This is a genomic window from Chroococcidiopsis cubana SAG 39.79 (assembly GCF_003991895.1).
GTDB lineage: Bacteria > Cyanobacteriota > Cyanobacteriia > Cyanobacteriales > Chroococcidiopsidaceae > Chroococcidiopsis > Chroococcidiopsis thermalis.
Map to the genome: position 1 here is coordinate 1 of NZ_RSCK01000129.1, position 13,247 is coordinate 13,247.

Consider the following 13,247-nt stretch of genomic DNA (forward strand, 5'->3'; position numbering starts at 1 on the left):
TACAACGCAATCCCCTCTTGCCCAAATGGGATATTCTTATCCGACCTGCCTCATAGGTATTTTGTTTCTTGGAGATCGCCAATAAACTGATCGATCGTGAGTGTGCTGTTGGTGCAGAACCTGGAGAGCTTACGCTATACGTTAGCGCTATCGATTCCCATTCAAGTTTGAAGCGGGATTGGCTACATGAGGTGATTGTAAATGAGATACAAGTACCTGTAATAACCCTCGATCAAGCTATCGAAGACCACGGACTACCAGACTACTGCGAGATTGACGTAGAGGGATGGGAATTTGAGGTCTTAAAAGGTTTGACGCAACCTATACCCTTAGTATCTTTTGAATATCACCTGTCTCAACATGAAGTTAATCAAGCGCGCGCTTGTCTCTATTACTTGAAGCAGTTTGGAGAATTGCATATCAATCTCAGAGCGCAAGGCAGAGCCTTATTCACTTACCAAGATTGGTTGCCTTTAGACGAATTTCTTACACTGTTTCCCGATACCCTTCGTCCTCTTAAGGGATATAGCTATGGCGACATTTTCGTTCGTTTAAGTGACTATCAGTTATACCAATAATTGCAGTATCAAGGTTATATGAGTGAGGAATTTTGGTTAGAGGAGGAGCTTATTCCTTGGTCAGAAGTTGATTTTTATGAACCCTATGGCATTATTCCTCGACCAATCGTCGAGCGCCTCTTTGATAAAATTACCGATCACGTCGTTGATAGAACGCCGAGAAGACCTTTGGCGCGATATAAGAGGTTGGAGCATCGGCGAGCATATATGGATTGATCACAACAAATTCCATTTAGCAGCAAATCTATAGCAGGAGAAGATTGTAGCAATTCTACTCAGCTCACAATGAGCCAAGCAGATTCACTTCAAACGCATATACAGTAAGGCGTTCAAGCTCTTGAAAAAATTGTGGAAATTATGAGGGTGGTTAGGGTTTTATTGAACAATAGGGATATGGAACAGTGCCATTACAATAAGTGGGATTAAACGCTTGATTGAACAAAGGACGATATTTTTTAATTAATAATCGTTCCTCAATATAATGCCATTGCCATACACGCTCGATTTGATACCATCGTAAAAATTAGCACCTTCTTTGATTTTTCTACCATGCGCTTTTACCCGCTTCTTAATATTTTTTGCAACACCGATGTAAACAAGCTCAGTATCTCGATACAAAAAATAATGTCCTGAAATGTCAGGTAAGTTTTTCAACTCTATAAGTGGTATTGATGGTAATGATTCAAGGTCGAGTTTGAAAATCTCATTTACTGATACTGACATTAGATTATTCCTTTATTGACTAGCTGGTAGACTCTTTCGTCGCAAATGTTGATTTCGCTTTTGATTTCTTCAGGAATGAAAATTTTACGTAGCTTTGAGAAGCGTCTAATGTTTTATGACCTAATATCCTTGCGAACCATTTCAACTTATTAGCTTTTTGACCAAATAGTTCGTATGTAGTTACTGCATATACTTTTCGCATGTCTTTTAATGTTTGACCACTGCCTTTCATAAATTGAGAAAAAGATGAGCTGTATTGTTTATCAACATTTTCACACGTTTTTATATAGTTATCACCAGGGTCTTTTCGTCTACCTTCCTTTGTTAACAAGTTAATACCGTTTTCGATTTGTTCGATTGTAGCCAGTGTGGGAATGATAATTTTTTCATTGACTCGTTCGGGCATGTTCATTGTTCTTATTTCTCGTTTTGCTTTTAACTGTCCCGTAAAGATTACAGCGTATTCCGATATCTTTTGGAAATTGGCTGTCACAAGAATTTCGCTAGGTCTTCTCCCAGTAACTAAACACAATGCTTTAACAATTGAACGCCAATCATCCACAGTATTAGAAGATAAAACTTTATTAGCTTCTTCTAATAGCGATCTTGGGTCTATTGGTTCTGTAGTTTCATCGGCATCTAAATCGGTAACTTTATTTCTATAATTTTGAGTGAATTCTGAAACTTCTGCTGACCATGCCGTGTCAATTAAGTCTTTTAGAAACTTTAACGATTCATACAAGTCTTCATTTTCAGGTTCTTGGTTTACACGTTCTTCAAATGCTGTACTTAAATATCCGTTTTTCCTATTTCTTCTTGTTTTGATATTAGGAAACTCAGAAGTTTCTCGTGCTATTAATTGTGCGGCGTATCGAGATATTAGCTGTTGTCTAGTATTACGGTCTTCAGTCGAATAGCTCTTAATGGTTTTAAATATATGCAAGCCCATAGCGTAAAGAGGGTCGGATTCTTCTTTTATTTGGACAGCTTTTATTTCTTTAGCTTTGAATAACTTTAACGCTTGAATAAGTTCTTCTTTTGTCATTCGACTGTATTTACTGATAACTCCCTCAGATATTTTTTGTAAGAGCTGATTTATAAAGTAAAAATTAAGCAGCTAATCGTCTGAGCATCAATCGCACCATAGCCGCATAAATCATAGACTCGCTTACTTCTGGTAACAGTTCATAGTCCTTGCTCAATCGACGATAGCGCCCTAACCAACCAAAAGTTCGCTCAACTACCCATCTTCTAGGTAACACTTCAAACCCATCCGTAATCCGCTTAACTACTTCCACTTCTGCACCGCAGACTACCATTACAGCAGAGGCAAAATTCTCGCCGCTGTATCCAGAATCTACCCAGATTAGCTCTAAAGTTTTGGAGTTATAGCACTCTTCTAACAATGCTACTATTGCTCCTAATCGTTCTGAAGCATTAGCTTCGGTCACTACTACACCCATCAGTAGTCCTTGTGTATCTACGACGATATGGCGTTTGCGACCTTTAACTAGCTTGCCGCCATCGAAGCCGTATACTTCCCCCTTTTTTCAGTCGTTTTTACCGACTGGCTATCCACAATTGCAGCGGTTGCTTGATGAGACTTGCCTTGCTTCATCCGTACTTGTTCACGCAATACTTGGTTTATCTGTTCCCAAACCCCGTGCTTTTGCCAGCGACGAAAGTAATAATAGACTGTTGAGTAAGGTGGCAAGTCGTTAGGAAGCATCTCCCAAGAACAGCCAGTTCGTAGTAAATAAAAGATCGCATTGACTACCTCACGCATATCTACCGTCCGTGGATGTCCTCCTGGTTTGACAGGCGGAATCAATGGTTCGATGATTTCCCATTCTTGATCGCTTAGGTCACTTTTGTAGGCTTTTCTACTCATAGGGCATTGCTTTAAGCTACTGACCTGTCATAGTAAGAGCCTATACGCCTTCATCCTCACTGCCTTCAAATTTTCTTTATAAATCAGCTCTTATAATTTTTCGGATTAGTTAATTAGGCAACACTAAACTACCAATTCTCAATCTAACTAACCCACAAACAGTTAGAATAATTTGCTCATACATATCCAGCCTTAAACGAAATCTTTGTGAAGCTATCCGAAAGATTTTGAGCAATCGAATCAAATGCTCAATAAATATTCGCTCTCCCGAGCGTACTCTGTTTTCACTTTTTTGTTGTTGTGTTAGTTCTCGTCTTAGCTTTCTTTTGTAAGGAGTAGTAACGTTTTTACCGCCAAAATAAGCCTTATCCCCTGAAAATGATTGAGACTTATCAAACTTTTCCTGAGACTTACGGAATAAATTTATATCTGCTGTTGGACCAGGAACACCTACTTCTACTTCGACAATATCTTTACCTTCTGGTAGCCCAATCACTTGACTTTTTAAAGTATGCTGCTTTTTCTTACCAGAGAAATATTTTTGTTGCTTTTTGAAGCCAGAAGGTCGATGTATCGGCTGTTCTAGACTATCTACCAATAACTTAAATTCCGTTAATACTTCTTGAACAAATAGTAAATCACTCTCTTGATTTGAAACCTGTTCTAATAAACTAGAGGGTATAATATCTCGAATAATTGATATCCAATAATGAAAAGTATCATTGGCTGCTGTCTTAGAAATTCCAAATAACATCCCCAATACTTCAAATGTGGGCATTTGTCTTAAATAAAATAAGCAGAGACAGACTCGTTCTTCTTTGAATAACAATTCTTTACGACCTTCGCCTGATGCATTAATTCTAATTTTTTATTTTTCTTGTCTAGCTCTAATTTCTTGGTGACGGTTTAAGGCACAATTTAATAGCAATTGTAACTGTTCGTAACTAATTCCTAAAATTTGCTTTGTTCGGAATGGATACTTTTGGATATAATCAAACACTATAGACATTTGGAAAAATGGTAAACACTCAATTAAACGTTTTACCATTTTTCTTTTCCTAAGTTAAGATTTCGGACAAGTCTGATGGTAACTCGCCCCGTCCCAAAAAATTAGCAATCGCTGCTGAGGAGATTGGCTTAATAAATAACGTAACGCAATGTGCGACTAACTTTTTGCCAAGATAATGGTTATTATTTGGAGTAGAATAAGCCTCTATATAAATAGAGAACGGTAGATTACAGGTTAAGCAGGGTGAGATTAATGAAAGGAGGTAGATGGATGCCTAAGCCAGGGAGCCGCCCCCCTGGCTTAGGCATCCAGGTAAGATATGCACGAAATCACAACTTCCCAAGTCTTCTACGACGCAGACGGCCTGAACATGGTCGCTTATCTAGCACGGCCACACGGCGAGGGTCCTTGGCCCGCAGTTCTCATTGGACACGACGGCGTTGGTCTTGACGACTACCAGCGGGGCCGCGCTGATGATCTCGCCGCGCACGGCTATGTTGCACTCGCGATGGACTTTCACGGCGGACAGACCTTCTTTGGCAGGCCCGACGCGATGTTGGCTCGGGTCATGCCCTTGTTGGCCGACGCTGGACGGATGCGGGCTATTGGTCGCGTAGCGCTGGACGTTCTCCTCGCGACACCTGATGTTGACGCCAACCGGCTCTTGGCTCTCGGCTATGGTGCTGGCGGCCATATCGTCCTTGAGCTTGCGAAAACAGGCGCACCCTTCAAAGCCGTCGCGGTCGTTCATCCCGGCCTGCCGGAACCTGATGCCCATGACTGGCGCGATATAAACAGCACTATCCTCCTCTGTACTGGCTCCGAGGACCCGCTCTGCACTCCCGACCAACTTCTCGCATTTGGTCACGCATTACAGGATGCCGGGGTTGACTGGCGCGTAAACATCTATGGCGGTGCCCAGCACGCCTTTTGGGCTCGCCCGACAAATTCGGATGGATCGCCGGCCGAAGGGCTCACGCATGTTCAAGCGACCGTGCCAGGTGTCGGCTATCACCCAAAACACACTGAGCGTGCATGGCGAGCGGTTCTTGATCTTTTCGGAGAGGAACCGAAGTGAGCCAACTCGCTCCAGTTCTTCATGCACAAGGCATTACTCCTACTGCTAAAAATCTAAGAAAATTTATGCATAATCCCTCTTCATTATGGCAGGCTGAGGTACTTGAGGTTTTAAGGCAGATAAGGCTGGATCTTCAGCAGTAGACTTTATTTCATCACGGATCTCTAGAGTTTCGCTAACGCGGTCACTTTATCCTTTAATTCCGGCCACTTTATCCTTTAAGTGACACTCTCGCAGAAATGTTATACTTCCGGTCACGGAAAAGTTATCGTTCCAGTCATAATCAAAAGATGGACATTTCGCTATACTGTTACTTGTAGCTCCACTATTTTTAATCCTTAAATTTAATCATTTGTTATTTGAAAAACAACTCACAAATAAATATTAAACCACCTCAAATAACCGAATTAATGACTTAAAGTTTGAATGTTCGAGCGCCAAATATAACTTAGCCCAACTATTGCCGTTGCGATCGCTAAACCAGCAAGAAAGTCGGGTAAAGGAGGCAGAATAGGTCGATCGATCGCTCCCACACTTTGCAAGAATAACGTCACCAATTCTAAGCGGCATAGACCCAAGCAGACCACGCCGAAGCCGAAGCCCATGAGCGCACCAGGAGCTATTCTAGATTTCAAGGGAAAAGTTGCAAATGGATCGAGCTTTGTTGAAATAAGTATCGAAAGTAGAATCGGCAGCCCAACTATAACTAAGGAAATCGAAAATAGTATAATTTCAAATAAAGATAAATAAGTCAATTCTAGTATAAAAGCAATCCCACAAAAACATTTTCCTTTAAGAGCTAAGTTTAAGGATATTGAATTTTTATTAGGCGACATCCTTCCGGCTAAACTATCAATATTATCAGAAAAGTTTGGAGCAATTTTATAGTAACGTCTCCGGGTATAACCGCCAACTATTAGTTCCTTTTGCGGTATTTCATCTAGTTCCAACCATCTACTAACAATCGCTTCCTTTCTTTCTAACCTCCGCAAAGCTGGATATAAATTACCGAAACCGACTCGGTTCCACCCCAGCCAATTCTTTCCTAACTTTTGATTCAAAGTATCGATGATTTCTAAACCGTACATTTCGCCGTTTTGATTTAATACAGAAAGAATTTCTATCTCTATATCAAACATATTTTTTCTCGCTCTATTTGAGGCTTGCCAAGCACCGAAACTTCTTGAATGGTATTTGATGATGATTACATTCGATCAGTAGGAGAAATAGGATATAGTTGTTTTTTTCTCAGCTCTAATATTAACTGCTGTTTCCATTCCTCAAAATCAGTTTTAATATTTTGATCGTTCTGCCCGACTAAACCCGTATTTTCTAAGAGTCGCTCGGCTATTTTGATTGAATCTGGAACAAAAACTTTGACAAAAATTCCCAACGAACAGACAACTAAGCTATATTTAAGTGCAATAATGAAGGGATTTTTACGTATGGAGAAATTCTTTATCTCTGTACTAACCTTCCATTCAGGCTTGTAAGGTAAGCTAACATCCTTATTATTTTTGAGTAAAGGCAATTTAATGCCATAATTTCTCTGCAACCATTGAATTATTATTTCTATTTCTACTCTCGATACTTCTTCACGCTTTTCTCGTTTTAATATCCCAGATCGCAGCCCAATTTCTTCAAGTGCTGCCTCGCAAACTCCTTCATAAAAAGTGCGATCGCAGTATTTAAGATATTTCCCAACAAAAGACTCGTACACGTTGACTCGTTGCAAGTCGAATCCCAACTTGTCTTCCACCCAAGCTCGAACTCTGTCGCAAGTTTCTTGCACGTTACGATCGACTCTAACACTACTGTTAAAAATTTCGCGCTCGTTTAAAATTCCTATTTGTTTACCAATTTCGTAGAATAGTTCGATTTTACGTGTCAAATAGCTTTCGTAATACGTAATTCCGTGAAAGTTAGTTTCTTGTATGACTTGAGGAGAAGTTCGGTATTGCTCGATTAACTCTAGAAGACTAGGAGAAAGAAAATAACCTTCATCTCGCTTGCAATCGATAGCTTCTTCCAAGCAGCTATTCAACGTTTGGCAAAATCGCTCTACGCGATCGCTAGTTCCCGCTATTCCTTTTAATTCTTGAATCCAATTTTTTATATCTTTATAATTCTCGCGTAAGTATTTCCGGTAGCTTAAATCGTCGCTGGATTTACAAAAGCTGAAATAGTAAATTAAACCGAGTAACTCTTTAACTCTTGTATGCTCTGAAACTAGAACACTATTGAGATCTAATTCCTTCCAAAGTACTTCAGCCTCATCCATTATTATTTTCTCCTAAAAGCTTGAAAATCTGTCAGTTCAATTCTTTTTTTTGGGAAATAAACATACCGTTCCTTTCCGAGTGTTATGACACTTGATAGTAGGAACGTCAAAAGTTGTTTGACCTCCCCAAAATCTCAATCGGTCGCACCAATCGTTACGCTTTTGGCAGCCAACCATAGGGACAATATTTATTCCTAAAATACTGCCCCAACTAAAGATTACAACAGCCATTATCAACAAGAGAGTATTGCTCTTAGTTGCTCTGCCAATAATACAAAAAAAATCGGTTAATTGTTTTCGGATATCTTCATTCTTGGCGCGGCGAATTTGCAGTTTTTTTACTTGATCTTGAAGCCACTCTTCGTCTTCTTTTTTCAGCTCTTCAAGTCGGCAAATTGCTTTCTCGTCCGATGCCCGCTCGATCCGAACATCAATAGTACGGCGTTCTTGGGCTAACTCCTCATCTAATCGGTCGTCGAGCCATTGTCGGAGGCTTTGGGCAAGGCGTTCAAGGGCAAGGATGAGGGCTGTATCGCTCGCATTTCCCCAAGCATTTGTCTTGCCTTCGCCCTTGACTTTCCCGCCACTGCAACCTTCAGTGCTTCCTCCATTTGATGCCAAGCCGTTTGAAACTCAGTAGAGCCGAACTCATCATTCAAATGCTTCAAATACAAAGAGGCAGCAGCAGTCGCATCTGCTTTTGCTTTAGACTTCATCACTTCGCTAACAATACCGTTACCACTTTGTTCCAAGTTCATTGCCGTTTGCTCTAGTTGCAGTTCAACCGAGTCACTTGGAGAAGTTGCGGGCGTACCGAAATGCTCTACCACTTCCTCAAGCGTTTTCTTCTGTTTCAAAATTAAATCGCAGGCTGACACGAAGCGATCGCACTGGTCGGAAGTGAAGTCTTCCTGATTCGGCTCCAATCCACAACTTGCCATAATCTGGATGGCTTCGAGTAGTTCTATCTTAATTTCACAGCGATCGCTAGCATTAGCAATCAATTCTAATAGATTTAGGCGATCGCCCCCAGGCGTACCATTCTCGTTGTCAGAAGCAGAGTTGTTGCCCTTGTCCGATCTCTTGTTCTTTGACTGCGCTTGAGCTTCAACTTCGCTGGCTTGATGTTGCTGAAATAATTCTGCCGCTACCGTGTAGTCGCTTGCTTGTCCGTGGTTGAAGTAGTTACGGATAATATCAAAGCGAGTGGAAATTTCTTCATCTTCATAAGTCTCTTTATCTAAAGGAATAGTTGCAGCAGTTAGAGTCCGATCTACATCTTCTAGAGAAAGGCTGTAGAGCATCATCAGGTTTTCTTTAGTAAATGGCATGAGAGTTCTCCTAAGTTGAATAAATTATCTTGGCGCTCGCACTTCAAGCCTAATTTCGCTCTGATTTAAACCGCTCGACTGCGGTTTTGAGCGAATTGAAAGAATCTTGCGGCATCACCCAAAGTTCTCCCAGGATTCGCAACTTGAACCAATGTTCCGTTCTGTAGCCGTAGCCGAGTTGGTAAAGCAAACGAGAAGCGTCGGCAGAATTTGCCCAACCCAAAGTTTTCTGCATCCAAGGGATGACTTGCCACGGCGAAGCACCTACTTTATTTATCTCTGTTGCTGGAAAAGGATTGCGATTTTTTTCCAGTTCTAGCTTTTGGCGCTCCAACTCCAGTTGGACTAGCTGAATTTTCAGTTTCAACTCGCGTTCGGTCTGCGTTTCTAATTCATGCTCAAGCGGCTGTTGCTCAACTAGATTCTGACGCAATGCCTCTATTCGCGCTATGCCTGTGTCCGACAAATCATCTGTTAAAAAGCGATCGCGCTGTTGAGAGCGACGCTCAATGCCAAATGCGCGATCGGCTATATCGTACAGCGAACATTTGAGTAAAGCTATGACTAACGCTTGGGCTTTTTTATTCCCTTGGGCGGCACATTTATACCAATACAACCCTGCTAACTCTGGTGTAACGGGTACGATTGGTTTGTTTGCACCTTCAACAGTTAAAGTGTCGAATTGAGAAGCCTTCCCCAGTAAGGCTTCGAGGCGTTTTGTCTGTCGAAAGCGTCGAATAGAAATTTCCGGCTTCTCTATCACTGCGCTAACCTGCATTTGACTGAGACAATAACTCCCATCAGGGAGCATGGCAACTTCTAGCGGAATGTCACCGATTTGAACTACACGACGCTGGGCTTTGTAAACTTTTGACATTTGTGGCTTTCAACTTTGGATAAAGACTTTATCTGCTCTTTCAAAAGAAATACTTGCAATTGGTAGATTGAAGCCATCAATCCCTACTAAAGTCATAGAATTGCGCAAACCAGAATCGTTGTCCAGCCAGAATTTGAAGCTTTTCGACCGCAAAAACTGCGCAAATGAACTATGATATTTGTCGATGACTGCGGTAACTTGTGTTTGGCTGAGCCGATAGCTGCCATCTGGTAACATGGCAACCTCTAGAGGGACATCACCGATATAGATTGTTTGCCGTTGTGCTTTGATTGTCGCTTCTGCCATTTTTCCTTTGGAGACTAATAAGTAGCAAAGTGCTAATCAACAAAAGCTTCATCCAGCGCTATATCATCCTCACTACGTATTGATACCAGAGTAGTTGGCGGTTCGAGCGACTCTTGAGTTTTAGAACCAGGTGTAGTGCTTGAAGAAGTGGATATGGCTGTTGTTACTTTTTCATTACCGATTCCAGATGTAGCAACTCGATCGTCAACTTTTAACTGGTTATTTAATCCCCCAGTTGAGATCGGGAAAACAAACTCACTTGGATCAAGCTCAAACATCTGAATCAGGTAATAAACTTGCTGAAGCAATTGGTAGATCGCATTTCTTGCCTTCTGCTTGAGATCTACATCGCTATATCTTCCCAGTTTTTTGCAAGCTGAAGGATACCAAAAAGCTGATAGCGCCCAAAGAATCATCCGCTCTCTTGGTAATTCCACTGATTCATCCAAACTCTCTGCTGGTAGTCCTTTCCCTCGCTTACTACTCTTCTTTTTGGGCTGCAAATATTTCAGCAGCAAAGCATAAGGCGATTCGCTTCCTGGCTGATAGCGAAAATGGAAATCAACTTGCTCGTACATGCGTTGTCGTCCGTTCCGTACTTTCCTCAGTCCCGCACTGGTAGTAGAAAAAGCCGTAGTTATCAGTCAAGCGGTAACTCAAACCGTTCTCGGCTACTTTAGCCTGGAAACAGCGATTTATCTGCTCTTCTAGCTCGCTTCCCCAGTTGACCCGAACGCTAGAAAACAACTCATTGAATTCGCGTTCGTAGTAATAAGCAGTCCCCCCAGTCACGATCGCTTCATCTACGTGCGATGGAATCCGCTCCCGAAGCCAGCTAGATAGTTCTAACCAGTACTGCGCTCTGGCGATCGAGATCGTTTTCCTCAACTGGGCGATCTCCTTATCTTTCAGGGCAGTATCGCAGGGATCGTTGAAGCGGCTCAGGTGTGCCAGAGCTTTTATACTAACTTTCGCTCCGGCTTTACAGATTGCTGCTGCTAGTTTTGAACTCTCCTGACTGGGGGCAGCTAATTTAACAGTTTGAATCAGTTTGTTGAATCCTAGTTGTTTAGTTGCACCCTTAGAGATCGTTCCTCGTTCCCATACATAAATTGAAGCATCGCGGTAGCCCACTACCACCACCACAATCACTTGTTCCTTCAGGCTACTACCAGACGGTCGCCCTCGCGAAATCAGTCCAAATCCTTCCGGACGACAGACTAGTCTTGCTAACTCAAAACTTCTTTCCTCTCCTCGGAACCGAAAACCTCCAATCGCATCGGTTATCATCTCTTGGAACAGCTGGCGGTCTCGATACTCCCCGTAGGGAAACAGTACCCCTAAACTTATGCTCGCTCCATTTGGCAATCCTTTCTTCTGGGCGATCGCTCCGATAATCGCCAACGTTTTATAGAGCGCGAGCTGGACTTTCGGAGCTTGTAAATTCAGGTCGGCATTAAAATAATCTTTGGCAGAAAATCCCACCGCTCGATATTGACCGCGATACTCCACCCAAGCAGCGTTTTCTGGTGCAAGGCTCCCCAACTTGATAACTTCTTCATACTCCTCAAGGCTCTCTTGTGTTGCCTTAGCAACTTCCGATTCCATAATCAATAACTCGGGCTTGAACGGTTTCACGCTAAAGAAACCTTTATTCAAGAGCGAGCCAAGGTCGCAGGTAATAATAGCGTCAGGCATCGATGTGCTCAATTTTCTAATTTTTGTCAGCGTGAGTTCGTCTGCTATCTACTTCGCACTTGCTTCTAGCTCAATGGCAATTCAATTTTTGCAAGTCTGAAATTTGAAGAGCAGTGATAGTTATTAAAACTTCCTGCTCCATTTTGCTGGTAGTTAAATTCTATCTCTAGAATCGAGTTCTTGTTAAGAGAGATCGTTTTTGCTTATAAGGAAATATAAGGCATTTTTAAGGTCATGGCAAGTCAGATGCAAAATAAGGACTCGGAAGGTTAATAGAAGGTACTAATAAGGTTGTTGGAAGGTGTTCCTAAGGATTTTAATCGAGGAAATTCACTCTAAATTTAAACCTCAACTTATAAAGGTGTTTGAAAGGTTCGCAGAAGGTCAACTAAGGTATTCAAAAGGTTTGCAGTGCAGGTAGTTTAATTCAGAAAAAGCGCAAAACCTTTATCCTGAGCCTATTTCAGGCATCGAGCTTTTAGCACTTGCCTTGAGCGGGGAGGGAAGACCCTCCCCAAACCCCTCCCTTAAAAATTTTGAGAGTACCCTACGCCAAAATTTTATTTTGAATTATATAATGAACTGAAGCTAAACTTTTCCCAAAATGTAACTGAAGCTAAACTTTTCCCAAAATGTAGTTGTCATAAAAAATTTTCACCGTGTACTCGATCAATCTACGTTTGTTAAGAATTGAGTTGCGCCTGCTTTATGAATTTTGCTACTGGAATAACTCGCCGCACTGGAGAAGCGAGATAGAGGCAGGCAAGGTAGGTGCTAGAGTTCGTGTTGATATTGCTTACCTCGCCCCCATCGGTTGGTTTGCGATTATCTTACGAACGCCCTCAATGGAAGTCAGCGAGATCGTCAAGCAACTGCCAACCTACGAAAGATATTTTTATCGAGAAGCGCTCAACCGTCACCGTCAATTTGTAGCATGGGGTATTTCCGCTCGCTGCTACGAGAGCGCGATCGCTCAATTACAACAGTTGTCGCAAGTTCAAATTGCCTATGTCATCCGCCCGCACTGGGATAAATTCGTCCTACCCGAACCTTTGCGTGCGTTGAAATTGAATTTCTACGAATGCGGTCGCTCCTGATAAAGTGCGATCGCGCGGTTAATTTCTAATATCTACCTAATCGTGCTGAGAGTCCAGAACACTTCATCCCAAAAAGCCATCCGATATTTTCGGCAAAAGCCCGAACAGAAAAAGGGTTATCGCTGCTTAGGCGCGGGAGCGCGAGAATTGGGAATCGAAGGAGAAATCGAGGCAAAAGAATTTGAAAATTTGATGCAAGGGCTATCCCCAGACGGTAGCAAGCACTTAAGTTCTAGAGCGGTCGCGCCAGAAAAACGCCGAGCGGTCTTAGAGTGTTTATTTTGCGCTCCAAAAAGCGTCAGCATCGAATGGCACTAAGAAAAGCGAAAAGTAAGGTGTGTTAAGCATTACAAGCGTTAATAGCAGAGAGGTGGGCAG

Annotated in this window: 17 protein-coding genes; 6 read left to right on the plus strand and 11 right to left on the minus strand. The window is 42.1% G+C overall.

Features of this window, described 5'->3' with window-relative positions; translation table 11 throughout:
* Positions 1–68: 68 nt before the first annotated feature.
* Both DSM107010_RS33835 and DSM107010_RS33840 read left to right on the plus strand, forming a co-directional pair.
* Positions 69–578 (plus strand): FkbM family methyltransferase, encoded by a 510-nt coding sequence (locus DSM107010_RS33835; protein WP_106169330.1) that lies wholly within the window; start codon positions 69–71, stop codon positions 576–578.
* A gap of 18 nt (positions 579–596) precedes the next feature.
* A complete protein-coding gene (locus DSM107010_RS33840; RefSeq protein ID WP_106169331.1) occupies positions 597–794 on the plus strand; it encodes a hypothetical protein in 198 nt (65 codons plus the stop codon).
* A 243-nt stretch (positions 795–1,037) separates the two neighbouring features.
* Here the strand turns inward: DSM107010_RS33840 and DSM107010_RS33845 are convergent, their stop codons facing one another.
* The 4 genes from DSM107010_RS33845 to DSM107010_RS33860 all read right to left on the minus strand — a co-directional run bounded on the left by DSM107010_RS33845 (position 1,038) and on the right by DSM107010_RS33860 (position 4,021).
* Positions 1,038–1,301, minus strand: a complete 264-nt coding sequence (locus tag DSM107010_RS33845; protein WP_106169332.1) for a hypothetical protein — start codon at positions 1,299–1,301, stop codon at positions 1,038–1,040.
* Between the two features lie 19 nt (positions 1,302–1,320).
* Positions 1,321–2,346: a protelomerase family protein gene (locus tag DSM107010_RS33850; RefSeq protein ID WP_106169333.1), complete on the minus strand. Its 1,026-nt coding sequence runs from the start codon at positions 2,344–2,346 to the stop codon at positions 1,321–1,323.
* Between the two features lie 64 nt (positions 2,347–2,410).
* Positions 2,411–3,192 (minus strand): IS5 family transposase gene (locus DSM107010_RS33855; RefSeq protein ID WP_106169334.1). Its coding sequence is split into 2 segments (ribosomal slippage): positions 2,411–2,853 and positions 2,853–3,192, totalling 783 coding nucleotides; the frame shifts between segments, so codons are not numbered across the junction.
* A 109-nt stretch (positions 3,193–3,301) separates the two neighbouring features.
* On the minus strand, positions 3,302–4,021 hold the full coding sequence (locus tag DSM107010_RS33860) for a transposase family protein (RefSeq protein WP_199755952.1): 720 nt from the start codon (positions 4,019–4,021) through the stop codon (positions 3,302–3,304).
* 499 nt (positions 4,022–4,520) lie between these two features.
* Between DSM107010_RS33860 and DSM107010_RS33865 the strand changes: the two genes are divergently transcribed.
* Entirely contained in the window at positions 4,521–5,279 is a 759-nt protein-coding gene (locus tag DSM107010_RS33865; protein ID WP_106169335.1) for a dienelactone hydrolase family protein, read from the plus strand.
* Positions 5,276–5,422: a hypothetical protein gene (locus DSM107010_RS39005; RefSeq protein WP_158631936.1), complete on the plus strand. Its 147-nt coding sequence runs from the start codon at positions 5,276–5,278 to the stop codon at positions 5,420–5,422. The genes DSM107010_RS33865 and DSM107010_RS39005 overlap by 4 nt, the downstream gene beginning before the upstream one ends.
* Before the next feature lie 264 nt (positions 5,423–5,686).
* Here DSM107010_RS39005 and DSM107010_RS33870 read toward each other — a convergent pair whose 3' ends face one another.
* From DSM107010_RS33870 to DSM107010_RS33900, 7 genes are all read right to left on the minus strand, one after another.
* Positions 5,687–6,418: a PadR family transcriptional regulator gene (locus DSM107010_RS33870; RefSeq protein ID WP_127025080.1), complete on the minus strand. Its 732-nt coding sequence runs from the start codon at positions 6,416–6,418 to the stop codon at positions 5,687–5,689.
* Positions 6,419–6,483: 65 nt separating this feature from the next.
* Positions 6,484–7,560: a hypothetical protein gene (locus tag DSM107010_RS33875; RefSeq protein ID WP_106171465.1), complete on the minus strand. Its 1,077-nt coding sequence runs from the start codon at positions 7,558–7,560 to the stop codon at positions 6,484–6,486.
* A gap of 464 nt (positions 7,561–8,024) precedes the next feature.
* Entirely contained in the window at positions 8,025–8,891 is an 867-nt protein-coding gene (locus tag DSM107010_RS33880) for a hypothetical protein (protein ID WP_106171467.1), read from the minus strand.
* Positions 8,892–8,940: 49 nt separating this feature from the next.
* The gene (locus tag DSM107010_RS33885; RefSeq protein ID WP_127025083.1) at positions 8,941–9,768 is read right to left on the minus strand and encodes a hypothetical protein; all 828 of its coding nucleotides are present in this window, start codon (positions 9,766–9,768) and stop codon (positions 8,941–8,943) included.
* Positions 9,769–9,777: 9 nt separating this feature from the next.
* Positions 9,778–10,074, minus strand: coding sequence for a hypothetical protein (locus DSM107010_RS33890; RefSeq protein WP_106169575.1), 297 nt, complete (start codon positions 10,072–10,074; stop codon positions 9,778–9,780).
* Between the two features lie 32 nt (positions 10,075–10,106).
* Positions 10,107–10,652: a hypothetical protein gene (locus tag DSM107010_RS33895; protein WP_106169576.1), complete on the minus strand. Its 546-nt coding sequence runs from the start codon at positions 10,650–10,652 to the stop codon at positions 10,107–10,109.
* Positions 10,636–11,772, minus strand: a complete 1,137-nt coding sequence (locus DSM107010_RS33900; protein ID WP_106169577.1) for a ParM/StbA family protein — start codon at positions 11,770–11,772, stop codon at positions 10,636–10,638. Before DSM107010_RS33900 ends, DSM107010_RS33895 begins: the two co-directional genes overlap by 17 nt.
* Positions 11,773–12,431: 659 nt before the next feature.
* Between DSM107010_RS33900 and DSM107010_RS33905 the strand changes: the two genes are divergently transcribed.
* The gene (locus tag DSM107010_RS33905; RefSeq protein ID WP_106169578.1) at positions 12,432–12,869 is read left to right on the plus strand and encodes a hypothetical protein; all 438 of its coding nucleotides are present in this window, start codon (positions 12,432–12,434) and stop codon (positions 12,867–12,869) included.
* 42 nt (positions 12,870–12,911) lie between these two features.
* A complete protein-coding gene (locus DSM107010_RS33910) occupies positions 12,912–13,187 on the plus strand; it encodes a relaxase domain-containing protein (protein ID WP_158631937.1) in 276 nt (91 codons plus the stop codon).
* The last annotated feature ends 60 nt before the right edge of the window (positions 13,188–13,247 follow it).